General features: G+C 59.0%; 18 protein-coding genes. 8 read left to right on the forward strand and 10 right to left on the reverse strand.

Annotation, left to right across the window (positions count from 1 at the left end; genetic code table 11):
- Positions 1 to 6 precede the first annotated feature (6 nt).
- The 3 genes from ACLI1T_RS10990 to ACLI1T_RS11000 are packed head-to-tail and all read left to right on the forward strand — an operon-like array spanning position 7 to position 4,000.
- The gene (locus ACLI1T_RS10990) at positions 7 to 2,202 is read left to right on the forward strand and encodes a heavy metal translocating P-type ATPase (RefSeq protein WP_411702680.1); all 2,196 of its coding nucleotides are present in this window, start codon (positions 7 to 9) and stop codon (positions 2,200 to 2,202) included.
- A 3-nt stretch (positions 2,203 to 2,205) separates the two neighbouring features.
- Complete coding sequence (locus tag ACLI1T_RS10995; protein ID WP_411702681.1) at positions 2,206 to 3,507, forward strand: MFS transporter; 1,302 nt, start codon at positions 2,206 to 2,208, stop codon at positions 3,505 to 3,507.
- Positions 3,508 to 3,535: 28 nt separating this feature from the next.
- Positions 3,536 to 4,000 (forward strand): VanZ family protein, encoded by a 465-nt coding sequence (locus tag ACLI1T_RS11000; RefSeq protein WP_411703320.1) that lies wholly within the window; start codon positions 3,536 to 3,538, stop codon positions 3,998 to 4,000.
- 5 nt (positions 4,001 to 4,005) lie between these two features.
- On the opposite strand, the gene dnaB is transcribed toward ACLI1T_RS11000, so the two are convergent.
- The 8 genes from dnaB to ACLI1T_RS11040 form a co-directional block, all read right to left on the reverse strand.
- Entirely contained in the window at positions 4,006 to 5,439 is a 1,434-nt protein-coding gene (dnaB, locus tag ACLI1T_RS11005; protein ID WP_411702682.1) for a replicative DNA helicase, read from the reverse strand.
- 461 nt (positions 5,440 to 5,900) lie between these two features.
- Complete coding sequence (gene rplI / locus ACLI1T_RS11010) at positions 5,901 to 6,353, reverse strand: 50S ribosomal protein L9 (RefSeq protein WP_005275797.1); 453 nt, start codon at positions 6,351 to 6,353, stop codon at positions 5,901 to 5,903.
- 48 nt (positions 6,354 to 6,401) lie between these two features.
- Positions 6,402 to 6,956, reverse strand: a complete 555-nt coding sequence (locus ACLI1T_RS11015; protein WP_284771256.1) for a single-stranded DNA-binding protein — start codon at positions 6,954 to 6,956, stop codon at positions 6,402 to 6,404.
- 49 nt (positions 6,957 to 7,005) lie between these two features.
- Positions 7,006 to 7,296 (reverse strand): 30S ribosomal protein S6, encoded by a 291-nt coding sequence (gene rpsF / locus ACLI1T_RS11020; protein ID WP_023016353.1) that lies wholly within the window; start codon positions 7,294 to 7,296, stop codon positions 7,006 to 7,008.
- 122 nt (positions 7,297 to 7,418) lie between these two features.
- Positions 7,419 to 7,607: a hypothetical protein gene (locus ACLI1T_RS11025; RefSeq protein ID WP_284771257.1), complete on the reverse strand. Its 189-nt coding sequence runs from the start codon at positions 7,605 to 7,607 to the stop codon at positions 7,419 to 7,421.
- Positions 7,604 to 8,995: a glycosyltransferase family 87 protein gene (locus ACLI1T_RS11030; RefSeq protein WP_411702683.1), complete on the reverse strand. Its 1,392-nt coding sequence runs from the start codon at positions 8,993 to 8,995 to the stop codon at positions 7,604 to 7,606. The genes ACLI1T_RS11025 and ACLI1T_RS11030 overlap by 4 nt, the downstream gene beginning before the upstream one ends.
- A gap of 16 nt (positions 8,996 to 9,011) precedes the next feature.
- On the reverse strand, positions 9,012 to 11,270 hold the full coding sequence (locus ACLI1T_RS11035; RefSeq protein ID WP_411702684.1) for a transglycosylase domain-containing protein: 2,259 nt from the start codon (positions 11,268 to 11,270) through the stop codon (positions 9,012 to 9,014).
- Between the two features lie 75 nt (positions 11,271 to 11,345).
- Positions 11,346 to 11,720 carry a DUF5318 family protein gene (locus ACLI1T_RS11040; RefSeq protein WP_411702685.1) on the reverse strand — a complete coding sequence of 125 codons (375 nt, stop codon included), beginning with the start codon at positions 11,718 to 11,720 and terminating at the stop codon, positions 11,346 to 11,348.
- Between the two features lie 116 nt (positions 11,721 to 11,836).
- Here ACLI1T_RS11040 and ACLI1T_RS11045 point away from each other — a divergent pair, with 116 nt between their 5' ends.
- The 4 genes from ACLI1T_RS11045 to ACLI1T_RS11060 all read left to right on the forward strand — a co-directional run bounded on the left by ACLI1T_RS11045 (position 11,837) and on the right by ACLI1T_RS11060 (position 15,021).
- The gene (locus tag ACLI1T_RS11045) at positions 11,837 to 12,925 is read left to right on the forward strand and encodes an inositol-3-phosphate synthase (protein ID WP_284853885.1); all 1,089 of its coding nucleotides are present in this window, start codon (positions 11,837 to 11,839) and stop codon (positions 12,923 to 12,925) included.
- A 54-nt stretch (positions 12,926 to 12,979) separates the two neighbouring features.
- Entirely contained in the window at positions 12,980 to 13,474 is a 495-nt protein-coding gene (locus ACLI1T_RS11050; protein WP_284771262.1) for a MarR family winged helix-turn-helix transcriptional regulator, read from the forward strand.
- 94 nt (positions 13,475 to 13,568) lie between these two features.
- Positions 13,569 to 14,540, forward strand: a complete 972-nt coding sequence (locus ACLI1T_RS11055; protein ID WP_411702687.1) for a universal stress protein — start codon at positions 13,569 to 13,571, stop codon at positions 14,538 to 14,540.
- A gap of 10 nt (positions 14,541 to 14,550) precedes the next feature.
- Complete coding sequence (locus ACLI1T_RS11060; RefSeq protein WP_411702688.1) at positions 14,551 to 15,021, forward strand: hypothetical protein; 471 nt, start codon at positions 14,551 to 14,553, stop codon at positions 15,019 to 15,021.
- A gap of 21 nt (positions 15,022 to 15,042) precedes the next feature.
- Here ACLI1T_RS11060 and ACLI1T_RS11065 read toward each other — a convergent pair whose 3' ends face one another.
- Positions 15,043 to 15,969, reverse strand: a complete 927-nt coding sequence (locus ACLI1T_RS11065) for a rhodanese-related sulfurtransferase (RefSeq protein WP_349866221.1) — start codon at positions 15,967 to 15,969, stop codon at positions 15,043 to 15,045.
- A gap of 42 nt (positions 15,970 to 16,011) precedes the next feature.
- Entirely contained in the window at positions 16,012 to 17,508 is a 1,497-nt protein-coding gene (locus tag ACLI1T_RS11070; protein WP_349866223.1) for a DUF1846 domain-containing protein, read from the reverse strand.
- 118 nt (positions 17,509 to 17,626) lie between these two features.
- Between ACLI1T_RS11070 and ACLI1T_RS11075 the strand changes: the two genes are divergently transcribed.
- Positions 17,627 to 18,442, forward strand: coding sequence for an Fpg/Nei family DNA glycosylase (locus tag ACLI1T_RS11075; protein WP_411702689.1), 816 nt, complete (start codon positions 17,627 to 17,629; stop codon positions 18,440 to 18,442).
- Positions 18,443 to 18,446 lie beyond the last annotated feature (4 nt).

Raw genomic sequence — 18,446 nt, forward strand, 5'->3', positions numbered from 1 at the left:
AATACTATGTCACACGTTGATCTCGGGGTCTCGGGCATGACCTGCACGTCCTGCTCTTCCCGGGTAGAACGCAAGCTCAACAAGGTAGACGGCGTGGAGGCGAGCGTTAACTTTGCCACCGAATCCGCCTCTATTGAGTTCGATCCAGAAACGTCCACGGCCGCGGATCTGATCAAAGTCGTGGAAGGTGCAGGATACAGCGCCTTCGATATGTCTGGCAGTGATGACGCCGACCAGGGCGGGGACGCAGACGCAGAAGGCACGCCGGTTGATGATGCCCGCGCTGCAGAACAGCAGAGCCTGCTGCGGCGCACCATCATCTCCGCGGTATTGTCTGCGCCCATCATGTTCGTCTCCATGGCGCCTGCCCTGCAGTTCCAGAACTGGCAGTGGGCCTGCGCCATGCTGGCCACCATCGTCTTCATCTTTGGTGGCGCCCCCTTCCACTCCGCGACGTGGACCAACCTGAAGCACGGCTCGTTCACCATGGATACCTTGATTTCCATGGGTACCTCGGCCGCCTACCTATGGTCCCTGTACGCACTCTTCTTTGGCAACGCCGGCGAGCCCGGTATGACCATGAGCATGTCGTGGTCCTCCAGCTCCGCCGACATGGACCATATCTACTTTGAATCTGTGGGAATGGTCATTACCTTCCTGCTCCTCGGCCGCTGGTTCGAGGTCAAGGCCAAGGGGCAGTCTTCTGAGGCGCTGCGCACCCTTTTATCCATGGGCGCGAAGGAAGCCTCCGTGCTGCGCGATGGCAAGGAATCGCGCATCCCCATCTCTCAATTGCAGGTGGGCGATGTCTTCGTCGTGCGGCCAGGCGAAAAGATTGCCACCGACGGTGAGGTCGTCTCCGGCAATTCTGCCGTGGATGCCTCCATGATCACCGGTGAGTCCGTCCCGGAAGAAGTGGGCGTGGGCGATACCGTTACCGGCGCCACCATTAACGCTTCCGGCAAGTTGGAGGTCAAGGCCACCCAGGTGGGCGAGGACACGGTTCTTTCCCAAATGGCCACCTTGGTTACCAACGCACAGGCCTCCAAGGCTCCCGTGCAGCGCCTGGTGGACCGCATCGCGCAGGTCTTCGTGCCGGTAGTCATCGGGATTTCCGTCCTCACGCTGCTGGTACACCTCATCTTTGGCGGCGTGGCGCCGGCGTTTATCGCCGCCGTCTCCGTGCTGATCATCGCCTGCCCTTGTGCACTGGGCCTTGCCACCCCGACCGCCATCTTGGTCGGCACCGGCCGCGGTGCCCAGCTGGGCCTGCTCATTAAGGGCCCGGAGATCCTTGAATCCACCAAACAGGTCGATACCATCGTGATGGATAAGACCGGCACGGTTACCGCCGGGGAAATGTCCGTTACGGCCGTGCATGGCGATGTCCTCGAGTACGCCGCCGCCGTCGAACGGAACTCCGAGCACCCCATCGCCCAGGCCATTGCCCGTGAGCGCGACGTGGAGCCCGGTACCGATTTTTCCACTAGCACCGCTGGCGTGGAAGCAACGGTGGATGGGGTGCGCGTGGGCGTCGGCAAGCCGCATGGAGACCTAGGCCAGTACGCTGAGGCCTTCCGCGAGGCAGAGGCCGCGGGTGCTACCCCGGTGGCGGTGTACCTCGACGATGAGCTCGCTGGGCTCATTGAGGTCCGCGACACCGTCAAGCCCACCTCCGCTGAGGCCGTCCAGCAGATGAAGCAGCTGGGCCTGACCCCGCACCTGCTGACCGGCGATAATGAGGGCGCTGCGAAGCGCGTGGCCGAGGAAGTTGGCATTACCGAGGTTACGGCCGGCGTGATTCCGGAGGAAAAGGTCGACGTCATCAAGAAGCTGCAGTCCGAGGGACACAATGTGGCGATGGTTGGTGACGGCGTCAACGATGCCGCGGCCTTGGCCCAAGCGGACCTTGGCTTGGCGATGGGCGCCGGTACCGACGTTGCCATCGAGGCCTCCGATATCACCTTGATGAATGGGGACCTGCGGTCCGCAGCCGATGCCATTCGCCTGTCCCGCCGCACGCTGCAGATCATTAAGGGCAACCTGTTCTGGGCCTTTGCCTACAATATTATTCTCATCCCCGTGGCTGCCTTTGGCCTGCTCAACCCGCTATTTGCCGGCATTGCCATGGCATTGAGCTCCGTATTCGTCGTCTCTAATTCCCTGCGTCTCCGGAAATTTTCTAGCCAGCGCTATGATTAGCGCATGCTCAGCCGCAATGAACGATTAGACCGGCTCCCGGTCACCAGCAAACACAAGCGCCTGCTCCTAGGCTCTGGCCTAGGGTGGGCGCTCGATGCTATGGATGTGGGGCTCATTTCCTTTATCATGGCCGCCTTGGCCGTGCATTGGGATTTGAGCAGCACCCAAACCTCCTGGCTCGCTTCCGCTGGCTTCCTCGGTATGGCGCTGGGCGCCGCATTTGGCGGGCTCCTTGCGGATAAATACGGCCGCCGCCACGTCTTCTCCCTCACCCTCTTGGTCTATGGCCTGGCCACCGGCGCTTCCGCCCTGGCCGGTGGGCTGACCATGCTTATCATCTTCCGCTTCATCGTCGGGCTGGGCTTGGGCGCGGAGCTACCGGTCGCCTCCACGCTCATCTCCGAGTTCTCGCCGCGCCGCATCCGCGGGCGCATGGTGGTCCTCCTCGAGGCCTTCTGGGCGCTCGGCTGGATCCTTGCCGCACTCATCGGCACCTTCATCGTGGGCTCCGGCGAAAACGGCTGGCGCTGGGGCTTTGCCGTGGGGCTCATCCCCGCCGCTTATTCGGTTTACGTGCGCCTCGGCTTGCCGGAATCGGTGCGCTTCCTCGAATCCAAGGGCCGCCACGAGGAGGCCGAAGAGATTGTGGCGTCCTTCGAAGAGGCCGCCGCGGGCCAGCCGCTTGACGATGCCCACCCGGAACCCACCGCCTCCACCGAGACCTCCATTTGGGGGCCGGGCCTGCGCCGCCGCACGGCGGCGCTCTGGACCATTTGGTTTTGCGTCAATTTCTCCTGTTACGGCGCCTTCATCTGGATCCCGTCCCTGCTGGTGGCCGATGGTTTCTCGCTTGTAAAATCTTTCAGCTTCACCCTCATCATTACCTTGGCACAGCTACCGGGCTACGCCACCGCCGCCTGGCTCATTGAGGTCTGGGGCCGGCGAGTCACCCTCGCCGTGTTCTTGGTCGGCTCCGCCGTCTCGGCCGGGCTCTATGGCACCGCAAGCTCCGAAGTATTCATCATCATCGCCGGGTGCCTGTTGTCCTTCTTCAACCTCGGCGCCTGGGGTGCTCTTTATGCGATTGGTCCGGAGCTCTACCCCACCGCGCTGCGCGGTCGCGGTACAGGTGCCGCCGCCGGTTTTGGTCGCATCGCCTCCATCGTCGCACCGCTCGTTGTGCCGCCACTCATCGCGGCGACCGGCGCTGGATTCCTTTTCGTGCTCTTTGCGGCTGCCTTCGCCATCGCCGCCACAGCTGCATTTACTTTGCCTGAGCTTAAGGGTGAGGCCCTTGCTCGATAAATTAGCCCTTAGCGCGTGGATTGGCGTCATGGTGGCGCTGACCACCCTGAAAGCTTTCTTCCAGATTGGTTACCTGTGGAAGCCCGAAAACCAGCGCGTCCGCGAGCTCCATTTAGTTCCCCTCGATGAATTTTCCGGTAATAGTTGGTTTGCGCCGCTTTTCGAATACGCCGGCAATACCGCCTTCTTCATCCCCTTCGGGCTTTTGATATTCACGCTGTGCCGTTCCGTGAAGGTATCGGCTGCCTGGGGATTCGCGCTGAGTTTAACCCTGGAGACGGCCCAATATGCCTTCGCGCTGGGCCGCACGGATATCGACGATCTGCTGTTTAATACCCTCGGCGCGCTCATCGGTGCAGCGATCGCCTACTGGTGCGGCCAACGCTTCTTCCCGGTATGGCGGTGGCTTTCCCTAGCCGCGGCCGCGGTCTTTATCGTGCTGGTAATTCTGGGTCCCCGCTTAGGGGATCCCGCCGCCGTCGTGGACCTATAAGCCCTTTATCCGTGCGCCATGTTGACGAACTTGGAGTAGTGCAGCTGGTGGGCCACCTGAACCGTGTCAATAGGCCCGCCGCGGTGCTTGGCCAAAATAATATCCGCTTCTCCGGCTCGCTCGTTATCGCGGTCTTGCGAGTCTGGGCGGTACAGCAGCATCACCATATCGGCGTCCTGCTCCAAGGAACCGGACTCACGCAGGTCAGCCAATTGCGGCTTCTTGTCATTACGGGCTTCAGGTCCACGGTTCAGCTGCGAAATGGCAATCACCGGCACCTCAAGTTCCTTGGCCAATAGCTTGAGCTGGCGCGAGAACTCCGAGACCTCTTGCTGGCGCGACTCCACCTTTTTACCCGAAGACATCAGCTGGAGATAGTCCAAAACAATGAGGTCGAGGCCATGCTGCTGCTTGAGCCGGCGGGCTTTCGAACGGATCTCCATCATCGTGAGGTTCGGGGAATCATCAATGAATAGCGGCGCATCTTGAATGCGGTTAAGCGTGTCATCGATCTTCGCCCAATCCTCCGTGGAGACGCCACCACTGCGCATATCGGTGAGCTTGACCTCAGATTCCGCGGAGAGCAGGCGCATCACGATCTCCGAGGCTGACATTTCCAAGGAAAAAATGACGGAGGACTTGCCGTGCTGCAGAGAGCACGAGCGAATGAAATCCATCGCTAGCGTGGACTTACCCACACCGGGTCGCGCCGCCACGATGATCATCTGGCCTGCGTGCAAGCCATTGGTGAGCTTATCCAAGTCAATGAAGCCTGTGGGCACGCCCAATTCAACGCCGCCCGCCTGCTGTAGCGCCGCCAACTCATCAATGGTGGGATCAATCAGATCACCCAGCACGCGGTAGTCCTCAGCGGTCTTGCGCTGGGCGATGGCAAATACTTCCTGCTGGGCTCGGTCGATCACCGATTCGATCTCGGCATCCTCTGTGCCAGAAAATCCCAGTTGGACCACGCGCGTACCGGCATCCACAAGCCGGCGCAGGACGGCCTTTTCCGCCACGATTTCCGCGTAATAGCGGGCATTGGCCGCGGTAGGAACCGTAGCCAAAAGGGTGTGTAAGTAGGGCGCACCACCAACGCGTTCGAGGTTATTAAACCTATCCAGCCGCGAGGAAAGGATAAGGGGGTCGATGTCTTGCCCCGCCGCGTAGAGGTCCAGCATCGCGCCATAAATTAAGGCGTGGGCCGGATAATAGAAGTCATCGGGTTCGAGCTCTTCAATTACCTCCATGACCGTATTGGGGCTGAGCAGCATTGCACCCAATACGCCCTGCTCCGCCTCCCGGTCCGATGGCGGCTGGCGATACTCCTCGTAGCGCTGCGGTTGATCCTGTTGGTACCGCGGCCGGCGCGCTATGGCATTATCCGGCGCCGGTGGTTCCGACGGAAGCTGTTCATCATCAAAGCTCGCGTTGGTCATGTGTCCCCCTTGGTGTACGTGAAGCGACCTTGTGTAACGCTGTCCAAGTGTAGACCAGCGCCCGGACACTACCCGCCTGGGTATAACTTCCACAGTTATCCACAGGGACTTGTGGAATTACCAGGTAGTCCAATCATCGCTTTCCATTTACCGAGGTCACAACTGTGGATAACTTGCCACCTTTCTGACCTGCGGCGATAATAACTGCTGGTCAGGGAGCTATTTACAGGTGTGAAAATTACCACATGATAGTGGAATATGGCCTGTGACCAGCGGGTAAGGCAAGTAAAAATCTTGGTGGGAAAGAACGCCGAATTCCACATTCATCCACAGATTTTCACAGTTATCCACAGGCCAGTTGGGTAGGCAAAAGGCCCCAGGAATTCTCCACCTCACATAGAGAATTCTTGGGGCCTTAAGCCGTGCTGTTGTCTTTGGGTCTGTGGACCGTCGAGCGCTGCTTAAGCAGCGACGACCGAGAAGTTCACCTTGCCGAGCACGTCAGCGTGCAGCTTCAGCTCGACCTGGTAGTTGCCGGTCTTCTTGACCAGGCCCTTGGGCATATCAACGATACGCTTATCCAAGTTAGGGCCACCGGCCTTGGAGACGGCCTTGACAATGTCTTCTGCGTTAACGGAACCGAAGAGCTTTCCGGAAGTGGAGGTCTTAACCTTGACCTCAACGTTCGTCAGCTGCTCAAGCTGGTTGCGGACCTCGCGTGCGTGGTCCAGGTCGCGAATTTCGCGAGCTTCCTGGGCGCGCTTGATGCCCTCAATCTGCTTCTCAGCGCCGCGGGAAGCCACGATGGCCAAGCCGCGGGGAAGCAGGTAGTTACGTCCGTAGCCGTCCTTAACCTCAACAATTTCGCCAGCGGCGCCGAGGTTCTCAACGGCAGCGGTGAGGATCAGCTTCATGATCCCTGCCTTTCAATTGAGTTAGTTGAATAGTTGCGGGTGACAGACTTAGAACGGGGGTTCAGAATCAGCGCCTCCGAAGCCGCCTGCTGGCGGTGCGGAGTTCCACGGATCCTCTGCAGGAGCCTGGTTCTGCTGCTGCGACTGCTGCTGTTGCTGGCCTCCAAAGCCGCCCTGATTATTGTTATTCGAGCGCTGCTGCTGACCGCCGCCGCCAAAGTTGCCGCCGCCCTCACGGGGATTGCGGTTTACCTGTGCGGTGGCGTAGCGGAGCGACGGACCGACCTCATCGACGTCGATCTCAAATACAGTGCGGTTTTCACCCTCGCGGGTCTGGAAGGAACGCTGCTTCAAGCGGCCGGTAACGATGATGCGCATGCCCTTGCTCAGGGTCTCAGCGACGTTCTCCGCCGCCTGGCGCCATACGTTGCAGGTCAGGAACATAGCTTCGCCGTCTTCCCACTGGTTCGTCTGCGAATTATAGCGACGAGGCGTGGAGGCGACGCGGAAGTTAGCTACCGCCGCACCCGCTGGGGTGAAGCGAAGCTCGGGGTCAGCAACTATGTTGCCCACCACCGTAATATTGGTATCTCCCTGTGCCATGTCTTTACTCCTTATCGGTTACGTGGATTGTGCTTGATCCCAGTATCCGCTACTTGCTGTCGGTGCGCAGAACCTTGGTACGCAGGATGGTGTCGTTCAGGTTCAGGCGACGGTCGAGCTCGGAAACCGAAGGGTGCTCGCACTCCAGGTTAACGACGGCGTAAATGCCCTCTTCCTTCTTCTCGATGGGGTATGCAAGGCGACGCTTGCCCCATACATCGAGGTTCTCAACCTTGCCGCCGTCCTTGCGGACGATGTCGAGGTACTTATCTAGGGACGGGGTTACGGTGCGCTCATCCTGATTAGGATCCAGAATGATCATGACTTCGTAGTGACGCACGGACCTCATCACCTCCTATGGTCTAGTCGTTTTCGGCTGCATCACCTTTGCGGATGCAGCAGGAGGGTACGTTGCGTCAAGCAACCCCACCACAGTACCGCAAATGACCGGCGAAAAGAAATCTATCCCGTCGTAGTGGAGGCAAAAAAGATAGCACACGTCGCGGGAATGATGGTGAGAAAAACAATGGCAAGGATGCCCAAGATGATGGGCCCGCGCTTATCTTCCCTGTTATGAAACAGCCAAAAGGCCGCCATAACGCAGATAAAGCCCAACAAGATCGACACCATGCCGATTATGGTCACAATCATTGAAATACTCCCGCCACTGGGTCGCGGCCCGTATGCGCCGCACGCACTTTATCTTCCGTTTTATTCCACATTTGCCGCAGCACAATAACCGCCATGGCAATGATGAATCCATCGCGCACAAGGATCGCCACGTCCAAGAGCTCGTGTGGAATACCCTTATTATCGATGCCCAGCATATGCCACATGAGCAGGGGCCATACGAGGGCATCGGCAAGCGCCCAGCCCAAAACCAACCGCCAACGCGGCACGGCCAAGGCCGCTGGAACTAGGAGCCAGAGCGAATACTGCGGGGACCAAACCTTATTGACCAGCAGGAAGGCCGCGACGATGAGGAAGACCAACTCCGCTACCCGCGGGGTAAGCGGGCTGCGCCAGCCGGCCAAGGCAATGCCGGCGCACAAGAAGATGAATGCCACGAGCGAGAAAGTATTCAAAAAGTCCTGGCTGAAAGAAATGTCCAGATTCCGGCTAATCAGCGCATACAGGGTGGTCCATTCCGCGCCGCGTTCCTGGTTCAGGCGGAAAAATTCCGCCCAAGCGTCCGGGTATTTCAAGGCAACGGGAAGGTTGACCACGAACCAAGCGGCAGCCGTAGCGACGGCGACCTTGGCAAAAGCGTCCCAGCGGCGACTGCGCCAGGCAAGGACGAAAAACGCACCGAGCAGAAATACCGGCCATAATTTGAATGCGGTTCCAAGGCCGATGAGGATGCCGGCGAGCCAAGGGCGGTGGCGGCTAATGGCCAGTAGCGCGCCAACGGCAAAGGCGATGGCAGGTATATCCCAATTGCTAAAGGCATGGATGATAATCAACGGGCTGGCGGCTACCAGGATGGTGTCCCACGTGCGGTTTCCCACCAAGAGGTAAACCATGTAGATGACGCCGACCCAGATGCAGGCCATGACCATGGCGGTGAGCCCAAAGTACCAGCCAGCGGCGGGCACCCCAGCCCATTCCACGAGCCCATAGGTATGGCGCGCAATCCAGCCCATCAGACCCTGGAACATCCCCGCCAATACCGGGTATTCCATGTAGCGGGTCAGGCCATCTTCCTGCCAGGAAAAGGCGTAGGGAAAGCCCGGTTGATCTAATCCGCGGCCTTCATAAAGCGGGACGATGTCGTTATAGCAAAAAGAGGTGTACTGGCGGTTAGCGGACCAATCAAGATTGATGGTGCCGTCTTCGCCGCGAGTACCAGCGGCGCAATTTGCCTTGGATAAGAACCCACCGGCCAAGAAAATCCAGGCTACCGCGATGAGCGCGCGCAGCGGGGTCCACCACTGCGCGCGGCTATCCCGGGCAAAGCGTCCCCTCGGCCCGCCCAAGAACTCTATGACGCCTCGCGCCATTGGTTCGTCTGCGGCGGACAAGCGCTGGTCTTGGCTCACGCGTACCGCTCCTTGCTTAGCCTAAGAGGTCAGCCAGGCCGCCTTCGCGGTCAAGGATGTCATCTAATGACGGAGCTTCGGGTGGGGCTGGCTCGTTATTGCCGCCGCCATTTCCCCTATTGCCGCCGTTTCCATTATTGCCTCCCTGGTTCTCCGACTGCTGCGACGGGGCATCGCGACCCGCATCCGGGCTTTCCGCAGGTGCTGGGCTGGTCTCTTCTTCAGGGGCGCCATTTTGCGCTGGACCAGTGTAGTTCTGGGGGCTTTGCCCGCCGGCGCTACCACCTGGGTTATAGGCCGGAGCGCCGCCGCCGGCAGAAACCGTGCCGAAGCGCACCGGGTAAGCAGTGGGGAATTGCTGGAATTCCTGGTCCGCCAAGGAGTTATCCAACACGGACTTCCAGATCTTCGTCGGTGCGCCAGCGCCGTACATGATGCCGCCATACTGGTCGAAAATGGCAGAGGTGTTATCGGCCGTACCTACCCACACGGCGGTGGCAAGCTGCGGGGTGGCACCAACCATCCATGCATCCTTATTAGTTCCCGAATCACCGAGCTGGGTCGTACCGGTCTTAGATGCCGAAGCACGTCCGCCCGCCAGCGAGCCGTTGGACCATGCCGCCACTGGCCCCATGGCCTCAAGGACGTTATTGGCCACATTGGCGGAAACGCGGCGCTCGCCCTCACCGTCTGGGTGTTCATACAGAACTTCCCCTGCGGCATTTTCTACGCGCTGCACAAAGTGCGGGTTGTGCCAGACACCCTGGTTCGCAAGAGTAGACATCGCGGTTGCCATGTCCAATGGACGGGACTGGTACTGGCCCAAGACCACACCTTCGAAAGGCTGCTTGCCGTTTTCATTCAGCGTCTTTTCGATGCCCGGCAGCGAGCGGGCAACGCCCAAAGCGTGGGCCATATCCGCGGTGTCCTGGGTACCGTTCTTCAGATCGCTCTGCAGGCGCAAATAAGAGGTGTTCAGGGATTGCTTGGTGGCCTCGCGCAGGTCGCACACGCCACAGCCGCCGCCCACGTTGGTGACCAGATCGGAGCCCGGCAGCTGGTACGGCGCCGAGGAGTAGTTGGTATCCAAGCTAATGCCCTGCTGCAGTGCAGCGGCAAGCGCCATAATTTTGAAGGTCGAACCGGTCTGCAACGGGGAGTTGGCGTAATCCCAACCGTTGGAATCATGCCCGCCAAAGTATCCGCGCACCGCACCCGTCTTCGGGTCAATGGTTACAGAAGCTGCGCGGGCATCCTCTTGTAGCGGCGCCAGCTGGTCATCGACTGCCTGCACCGTATTGTTTTGCACGTTCATATCGATGGTGGTGGTAATGCGCAGGCCGCCGGTAGAGACCTGATTTTCCGTAATTCCCACCTCTTCAAGCTCGCGGATGACCTGGTCCTTAATGTGGCCATTGGCACCCGGGGCTTCCGTATATGCCGAATACTCAGCCGGGTCGCGGGTCTCCGGGAAGACCATTCCATCGCGCTCTTCCTTACTGAGATCGCCCATGTCCACGAGGCCGTCCAGCACGTAGTTCCACCGGTTTTCGGAGCCTTCCTGGTTCACGCGCGGATCTAGGCCAGAAGGCGACTGGATAAGGCCGGCGAGCATGGCGCCTTCCTCAGGGGTGAGGTCCTTGGCGTCCTTATCAAAATAGGCATTAGATGCAGCCTGGATGCCGTAGGCATTGCGGCCAAAGTAGACCGTATTCAGGTAGGCGTTGAGGATGTCTTCTTTTTCCCACTCATTGGTCATCTTGATGGAGTAGATGAGCTCGCGCGCCTTACGAACGTAGGAGTATTCGTTGCCCACCAGGGTGTTTTTCACGTACTGCTGGGTAATCGTGGAACCACCACCGGCGGTGTCATTGCCGGTGACCTTACCCAGTACCGCGCGGCCCAAACCGGTGAAGGAAAAGCCGGAGTTTTCCCAGAAGTCGCGGTCCTCAGCGGCGAGCACGGAGTCCTGGACAAAGACGGGTACTTCATCCAAGGTCACGTGCGTGCGGTTGCCTTCCGGCGGTACCAAACGCGCCAGCTGGGTATCGTTATCGGAGGCATAGATGGTAGAGACCTGGTTATTGGCCAGCTCTTTAGGCTCCGGAACGGTGTATTGCGAATAGGCATAGCCAAAAAGGCCTGCAGGCAGTGCCACAAAAACCACTAGGAGAGCCACAACGACCCACGGCCAAATGCGGCGCTTTTTGGGTTCTTCGCCTTCTTTACGGCGGTCCACCTTAGTGGACTCGCCAGTAGATTCCTTCTCGGTCACTGATTCGTGTCCTCATTCATCCCTGGTAACAAACTAAATAATTGCAGCTTACTGCCTAAGGCGGTGCGTCGAAAACTAACACGCGTTAAAAGCCGTTGCAGAACGCAACAAATGATTCCACCGGCAGTGTCTGCAGACCTCCACCTCATGCACGGTAAACTCCAGGCCTTCACCGACAAGTTCCGCTATTTCTTCTTCGCTGCGGGCGCTCCCGGCGCGCCGGCCTAGGCTCTCGCCGTACACCCACCGGGTCAGGCGCAGGTTCTTCCCGCAGACCGGGCAGGGTTTATCCATGGTGCGGCCGTGGTGCTCGGCGGCGGCCCGGAGGAGGAAGTCCGCATCGCACACCTCATCGCGCCCCAAGTGCCCGGCGCGGTATTCGCGGACGTGTTGGGTGCGCTCCCATTCGTGAGAAAGCTCGTGCTTAAAGGCAACGGAATTCACCCGCATTATCTTAATTTCCTCTTCTTGATCGATCCATATGCCGTCGTGCTACCACCAGGCATAATTTCTGGCCTAACGTTGCGCAGGCACCACACAGCAACGAATTTATAAAGGAGCATAGTGTGTCTGACAAAGTAAAGGTCGCCATCGTCGGCGTCGGCAACTGCGCCACGTCCCTTATTCAGGGCGTGGAGTTTTATCGCAACGCCGCAGCAGAGGAAAATATTCCTGGCCTGATGCACACGCAGTTCGGGCCCTACCACGTCGGCGATATTGAGTTCGTCGCGGCCTTCGACGTCGATGGAGACAAGGTGGGCAAGGATCTTGCGGAGGCTACCCGCAGCTCCCGCAACTGCACCATCACCATCGCAGACGTCCCAGACCTCGGGGTCACCGTTAAGCGTGGCCCCACCATGGATGGCCTGGGCCGTTACTACCAGGAATCCATTACGGAATCGGATGAAGCTCCTGCCGATGTCGCAGCTGCCCTCCGCGAAGCGGGTGCCGAGGTTGTTGTTTCTTACCTGCCGGTTGGTTCCGAAGAGGCGGATAAGTTCTACGCTCAGGCCGCTATCGATGCCGGTTGCGCATTCGTCAACGCCCTGCCGGTCTTCATTGCTTCTGACCCAGAGTGGGCCAAGAAGTTTGAGGACGCCGGTCTGCCCATCGTGGGCGATGACATCAAGTCCCAGGTTGGCGCAACCATTACCCACCGCGTTATGGCGAAGCTTTTTGAAGACCGCGGCGTACGCCTGGACCGCACGATGCAGCTCAACGTGGGCGGCAACATGGACTTCAAGAACATGCTGGAGCGCGAGCGCCTTGAGTCTAAGAAGATTTCCAAGACCCAGTCCGTGACCTCCAACGTGCACAACTCCCCTATCGCTGGCAAGCGCGCAGACCGCAATGTCCACATCGGCCCATCGGACTATGTGGAATGGCTGGATGACCGCAAGTGGGCTTATGTCCGCTTGGAGGGTTCCGCATTCGGCGAGGTTCCGCTGAACCTGGAGTACAAACTCGAGGTCTGGGACTCCCCTAACTCCGCCGGCATTATTATCGATGCCGTCCGCGCCGCCAAGATCGCCTTGGACCGCAAGGTTGCCGGTCCAGTACTTTCCGCTTCCTCCTACCTGATGAAGTCCCCTCCAGTACAGAAGGCCGACGATGTCGCGCGCAACGAGCTGGAAGATTTTATTAAGGGAAGCTAATTTTTTCGTCGCGATACTACCGCTAGGCGGTAGTGCACGATAGAATTTAGTTCTATGACGCAACATCATGATGAGACGGCCCCAACGAAGTCCCCGTCCGAATACGAGGACGCGGTAGAGGTAGCGCGGGATATCCAACCGGCGCTCAATAAGTTAATTCTTATTTTCCAGCGCACCGCAGAGGGTTCATCGTTGACTACCTCGCAGGTCTCCATCATGAACCAGTTGCGCTTGCGCGGGCCTTCCCGCGTATCCACTATCGCCCAGGCGGAGCTCATCCGCATGCCCACTGCGTCCAACGCGCTCTACCAACTAGAGCGCCGCGGATTCGTGGAACGCCACCGCGATGAGGAAGATCGCCGCGGGGTGCTGGTTGCGCTCACCCAGCTGGGCGAGTCCGAATTGGCCATAGTTTCCGGCCAACGCGCCGCCGCCCTTGCGGAGATTATGCGGTGGCTCGAGCCCGAGGACTTGGCCACCGCCCGCGAGATGGGTGCGGTCATTTCCAAGCTTGCGGATGTCTACCGCCCCACCATGGATAGCGAATAGCAAGCTTGCGGCGGCGTGCAATTTTAGTTTTGCGGCCACAACAGACGATAATGAGCCTTAGTACTCATTAAACTTTCGCATACATATTCATTCTATGGGCAAAAAATCTAAACAACCGCTGCTGCCGACCCTGCATAAAGGCTCGGCCAAAGAGCCGTTGCGCATCCTCATTTCTTGGAGTCCTTCCTCTTCCGGTACGGAACCCCTCGACTTCGCCGCATGGTTATCGCGCACCGCGGTGATAAAGGTGCGCGTTATTTCCACGGTTTTCCAGCCCTGGACCACGACGTCTTTGTCCAAGCTGGGCGGGAAATACAAGAAGTGGTTCAAAGAGCAGAAGCAAGCATGCGTGACAGCCACCGCTGCGGCCCTGACGGAGGCAGGTATCCCGGAAAAGTACTGGGACGATACGCCCTCCGTGCTTGTCGATGGCCCCTCTCGCCCCCAGCTTCTTACTGAAATGGCCCAAGATTTTCAGGCCGATATTATCCTGTTAGGCCCTAACCAAGCCGCGCCCAAGGGCCGCTTTTTCCCCGGCTCAACTGCGGATACCCTCCTGCACTACTCGCCGCAATCCTTAGGGCTTATCCCCCGCAAGGCCAAGTTGTCGAAACACGGTGTGACCCGCTTTAATTTTGTCATTACAGAGCGCGGTGACCGTGCTGATAGGGAATTATTGGGCGCAGCCGCGCTGGCAGATCGCTGGGATCTGCCCCTGCGCATCTTGGCCTTCTCGGCGGATGACCTGTTGCATTCCCCGTCGAAGGATAAAAGCGATATTGCGCTCAAGCTCACCGCGGAGTGGCACGAGGATTCATTGGCCATGCTCGACCGGGCTCGCGACCACATCCAAGATTCCTTCCCCGAGCTCGAGGTCTCCTCCGAGATCGGCTCCGGGGCCGGGTGGTCCGGTGCGGTTGATTCGCTTAAGTGGAAAAAGGGCGATCTAATGTTGATGGCCTCTGCCCCACAAGGTCCCATCGCGCGGGTCTTTTTGGGCTCTACCGCAACCGAGTTGCTCCCTCATATTCGCGTACCGGTACTCATTCACCCCGCGACCGACTAGGCTTTAATGTATGAGCTCGCGCCCAGAGCACCCCGAAAACGATCTGACGACCGACGCCGATTATGCCAACCTGCGTCGGCCTGAGCCGCAAAGCTTCGATGATTTGGCAGACGAGCCCGATCCCGTCGAGGTAGCCGCCGCCAACCGGCGCTCCACGCGGCAAGCCATCTGGTACATGGTGTCCGTGCTGGTCATCTCCGCGCTGTACGGCTTCGGCGTCGCGCTCTTTTCGCGCCTTAGCGGCGGCCCACTGTGCGAGGATGGCACCGCAAGCTGGCTGTGTACCGAGGGCCAAAGAAACTTCTTTGCCATTTCCACCATGATCATCCCACTGCTGGGCATGATTGGCTGCGCGATCATTATGGTGCGCAAGCTGCGCCGCTACCTGCGCTGGCGCAGCTGGATGGCGATCTTTTGGGTGGTGGCCTTCAACTTCATGATCTGGGCCATTAGCGATATTCAGCTGCTATTGGTGCGCTAACCCCGCACCTAGCTGTCCAAGCTAGCTGGCAAGGCGAAGGGCCACTTCCTCACAATCCGGCCTCCCGCAATGCTGGGTTTCCACATTTTGGATGCAGTCATCACAGATGAGCACCTGCTGGCGGCACGTGTCCTCATTAATGCAGTTGTGAAAGGTATTAGTTCCCTTGCCACAGTGCACGCAGTGGCCCAATTGGATAAAGCCTGGATCCTCTAGTCCTTGGCCAAATTCCTGGTGCATGCGCTTGTCAAAGACGTACATGGAGCCTTCCCACAGCCCATCATTGCCGTACTTTTCGCCGTAGCGCACGATGCCGCCATCGATTTGGTAGATCTCGTTGAAGCCACGGTTCTTCATTAGAGAGGAAAGGACCTCGCACCGGATGCCGCCGGTGCAATAGGAGACGACAGGCTTGTCCTTCATCCAGTCATATTTGCCGGATTCCAGTTCCTCAATGAAGTCATGGGTGGTGCGCACATCCGGCACGACGGCATTTTTGAACTTGCCAATCTCTGCTTCCATGGCATTGCGGCCATCGAAGAAGACCACCTCATCGCCGCGCTCTTCTACCAGCTTGTTGACCTCTTCCGGCTTGAGGTGCGTGCCGCCGCCGACGACGCCGTTTTCATCTACCTTCAGCTCGCCCGGCGCGCCAAAGGCCACGATTTCATCGCGCACCTTGACCGATAGGCGCGGGAAATCCTCGGCTCCGCCATCGGACCACTTGAACTGCATGCGCTTAAAGCCCGGGTATTCACGGGTTTGGCGCACGTAGCGCTTGCAGGCATCCATGTCGCCGCCAACGGTGCCATTGATACCGTGCTCCGAAATGAGGATGCGACCCTTCAAGCCCAAGGACTCGCACAGGGTGCGCTGCCACAGCATGACGGCGGTCGGATCCTCGATGGGGGTAAAGCAGTAATACAGGAGAACTTTGCCGATAGTCACGCCCATAATCTTAGGCCCGCTACCGGAAAGATCCCCAATTCCTTAGCGCTTCTGGTACAGCGCCTTCTTGCGGGCGAAGGCCGGATCCGAGGTCACGAGCACGCCAAGGTTGCGGAAGATTCCCTCATCCACCGAGCCCAGGATGGTGGTGGTGTGGACGTCGCAGCCGGCGAGCTCCTTGATCTGCTCCAGCGCCTTGCGCGCATCCTCGTCCTTCGCGGCGGATACGGATAGCGCGATGAGCACCTCATCGGTGTGCAAGCGTGGGTTGGAAGATCCCAGGTGCTTCGTCTTCAGCGTTTGGATTGGCTCTATCGACTCCGGCGAGAGCAGGTGCGTTTCGTCATCGATGCCGGCTAAATACTTGAGGGCATTGAGTAGCATCGCCGCGGAGCACCCCAGCAGCGGGGAGGTGCGGCCGGTGATGATGGTGCCATCGTGAAGCTGCATCGCGGAGGCGGGGCCATCGGTTTCCTCCGCACGCTTGCGGGCCGGGCCAACCACTGGGCGGTCATCGACTTTGATGCCGGCCTTTGCCATGACGACGGCGGCGCGCTCGGACTGCTCATCGCCCAGCCCGGCGCGGGCTTCTTCTACCTTGGCCTTGAAATAGCGGCGGATGATTTCCTGCTGCGCGGCGGCGCGGCAGACCGCATCATCGGTAATGCAGTAGCCGGCCATATTCACGCCCATGTCCGTGGGCGATTCATACGGGGTGGTACCAGTGAGCTTTTCCAGCAGGGTCCGCAACAGCGGGAAGGCTTCGACATCGCGGTTGTAGTTCACCGTGGATTCGCCGTGGGCGCTCAAGTGGAAGTGGTCAATAATATTGGAATCGTTCAAGTCCACGGTGGCGGCCTCATAGGCGAGGTTGACCGGGTGCTCGAGGGGAAGATTCCAGATGGGGAAGGTCTCAAACTTGGCATAACCAGCGTTATTGCCGCGCTGGTGCTCGTGGTAGACCTGCGATAGTGCGGTGGCGAGCTTGCCGGAACCAGGACCTGGGGCGGTCACAACGACCAAATCCCGGGAGGTTTCGGCAAATTCGTTCTTACCAAAACCATCCTCAGAGACAATGAGGTCAGTATTCGTGGGATAACCAGGGATAACGCGGTGACGGGCGACCTTGAGGCCGAGGCGCTCAAGCTTTTCGATGAACGCCTCTGCCTGCGTATTTCCGTCTTCCACCTGGGTCATGACGATGTTTTCAACCAAGAAGCCGCGGCTGCGGAATACGTCCACTAGGCGCAGGAGGTCGTCTTCATACAGGATGTCTAAATCGGCGCGTACCTTGTGGCGGGCAATGTCTTTGGCATTGATGCACGGGAGGATTTCAATGTCCTCTTTAATGCGCTCCAGCATGGCGATCTTGTTATCCGGGGTAAAGCCCGGCAGCACGCGGGAGGCGTGCATATCATCGAAAAGCTTGCCGCCCATTTCCAGATAGAGCTTTCCACCGATTTCTTCGCGGCGGGCCTGGATGTGCTTTGACTGCAGCTCTATGTATTTTTCACGGTCAAAACCGATTTCATGCGTCATGATTTATCGACCCTTCAATAGAAATAAAATCAATCCGCGCTTTGAGTTTACTCTTTTTCATTCCCCGGCGCCACGCGCCCTAGTTGGGGGCGACCAACTATTTCACTACACTGAAGTTATGCCTGAAGGTCACGTGATCCACCGCCTAGCCCACACTCTCAACGCGGACTATCGCGGGATGCCGCTCAACGTGACCAGCCCGCAAGGCCGCTTCGCCGCTGAGGCGGCCATTCTGGACGGTACAGAAATCGACCACGCAGAGGCCTTTGGCAAGCACCTCTTCGTGCACTTCACCGCCGCGGACCCAGAGCATATCCTCTATATTCACCTGGGGCTCATCGGCAAGCTGAGCTTCGAACCGCGCGAGGAAACCCGCGGGCAGGTCCGCATACGCATAGACAATGGGACGCAGGCCGCACAGCTGCGCGGGCCCCAATTTTGTCTGCTGCTTACGGAGGAGGACTACCAGGCCCGGCTGACCAAGGTAGGACAGGATCCGCTCCGCGCCGATGCCGACCCCGAAGCCCTGTGGGCCAAGGTGCACAAATCCCGCCGCAGCATAGGCTCCCTCATGATGGACCAGCACCTGTATGCCGGTGTGGGCAATATCTACCGCGCGGAAGCCCTCTTTCGCGCCGGCCTCTCCCCTTTCACTCCTGGCAAGGATGTTTCCCGTGAAACATTCTTCGCCATCTGGAAAGACCTGGTAGAGCTCATGAATTACGGCGTGGAGCACGGCCGCATCGATACCGTGCGCGCCGAGCACTCCCCGGAGGCCATGGGTCGCGAGCCGCGCAAGGATGATCACGGCGGCGAAGTCTACGTCTACCGGCGCGCGGGCCTGCCCTGCTACGTCTGCGGCACGCCGATTGCAGAGCAGGTAATGGAGGGCAGAAACCTCTTCTGGTGCCCCACCTGCCAATCCGCTGCTTAAGGCC

Source organism: Corynebacterium tuingiense, from assembly GCF_046718165.1.
GTDB lineage: Bacteria > Actinomycetota > Actinomycetes > Mycobacteriales > Mycobacteriaceae > Corynebacterium.

Bases quoted from the DNA above. Each gene is read 5' to 3' on its own strand.
- ACLI1T_RS10990 (WP_411702680.1), top strand. From the start codon at position 7: ATGTCACACGTTGATCTCGGGGTCTCGGGCATGACCTGCACGTCCTGC.
- ACLI1T_RS10995 (WP_411702681.1), top strand. From the start codon at position 2,206: ATGCTCAGCCGCAATGAACGATTAGACCGGCTCCCGGTCACCAGCAAA.
- ACLI1T_RS11000 (WP_411703320.1), top strand. From the start codon at position 3,536: ATGGTGGCGCTGACCACCCTGAAAGCTTTCTTCCAGATTGGTTACCTG.
- dnaB (WP_411702682.1), bottom strand. From the start codon at position 5,439: ATGACCAACGCGAGCTTTGATGATGAACAGCTTCCGTCGGAACCACCG.
- rplI (WP_005275797.1), bottom strand. From the start codon at position 6,353: ATGAAGCTGATCCTCACCGCTGCCGTTGAGAACCTCGGCGCCGCTGGC.
- ACLI1T_RS11015 (WP_284771256.1), bottom strand. From the start codon at position 6,956: ATGGCACAGGGAGATACCAATATTACGGTGGTGGGCAACATAGTTGCT.
- ACLI1T_RS11025 (WP_284771257.1), bottom strand. From the start codon at position 7,607: ATGATTGTGACCATAATCGGCATGGTGTCGATCTTGTTGGGCTTTATC.
- ACLI1T_RS11040 (WP_411702685.1), bottom strand. From the start codon at position 11,720: ATGCGGGTGAATTCCGTTGCCTTTAAGCACGAGCTTTCTCACGAATGG.
- ACLI1T_RS11050 (WP_284771262.1), top strand. From the start codon at position 12,980: ATGACGCAACATCATGATGAGACGGCCCCAACGAAGTCCCCGTCCGAA.
- ACLI1T_RS11055 (WP_411702687.1), top strand. From the start codon at position 13,569: ATGGGCAAAAAATCTAAACAACCGCTGCTGCCGACCCTGCATAAAGGC.
- ACLI1T_RS11060 (WP_411702688.1), top strand. From the start codon at position 14,551: ATGAGCTCGCGCCCAGAGCACCCCGAAAACGATCTGACGACCGACGCC.
- ACLI1T_RS11070 (WP_349866223.1), bottom strand. From the start codon at position 17,508: ATGACGCATGAAATCGGTTTTGACCGTGAAAAATACATAGAGCTGCAG.
- ACLI1T_RS11075 (WP_411702689.1), top strand. From the start codon at position 17,627: ATGCCTGAAGGTCACGTGATCCACCGCCTAGCCCACACTCTCAACGCG.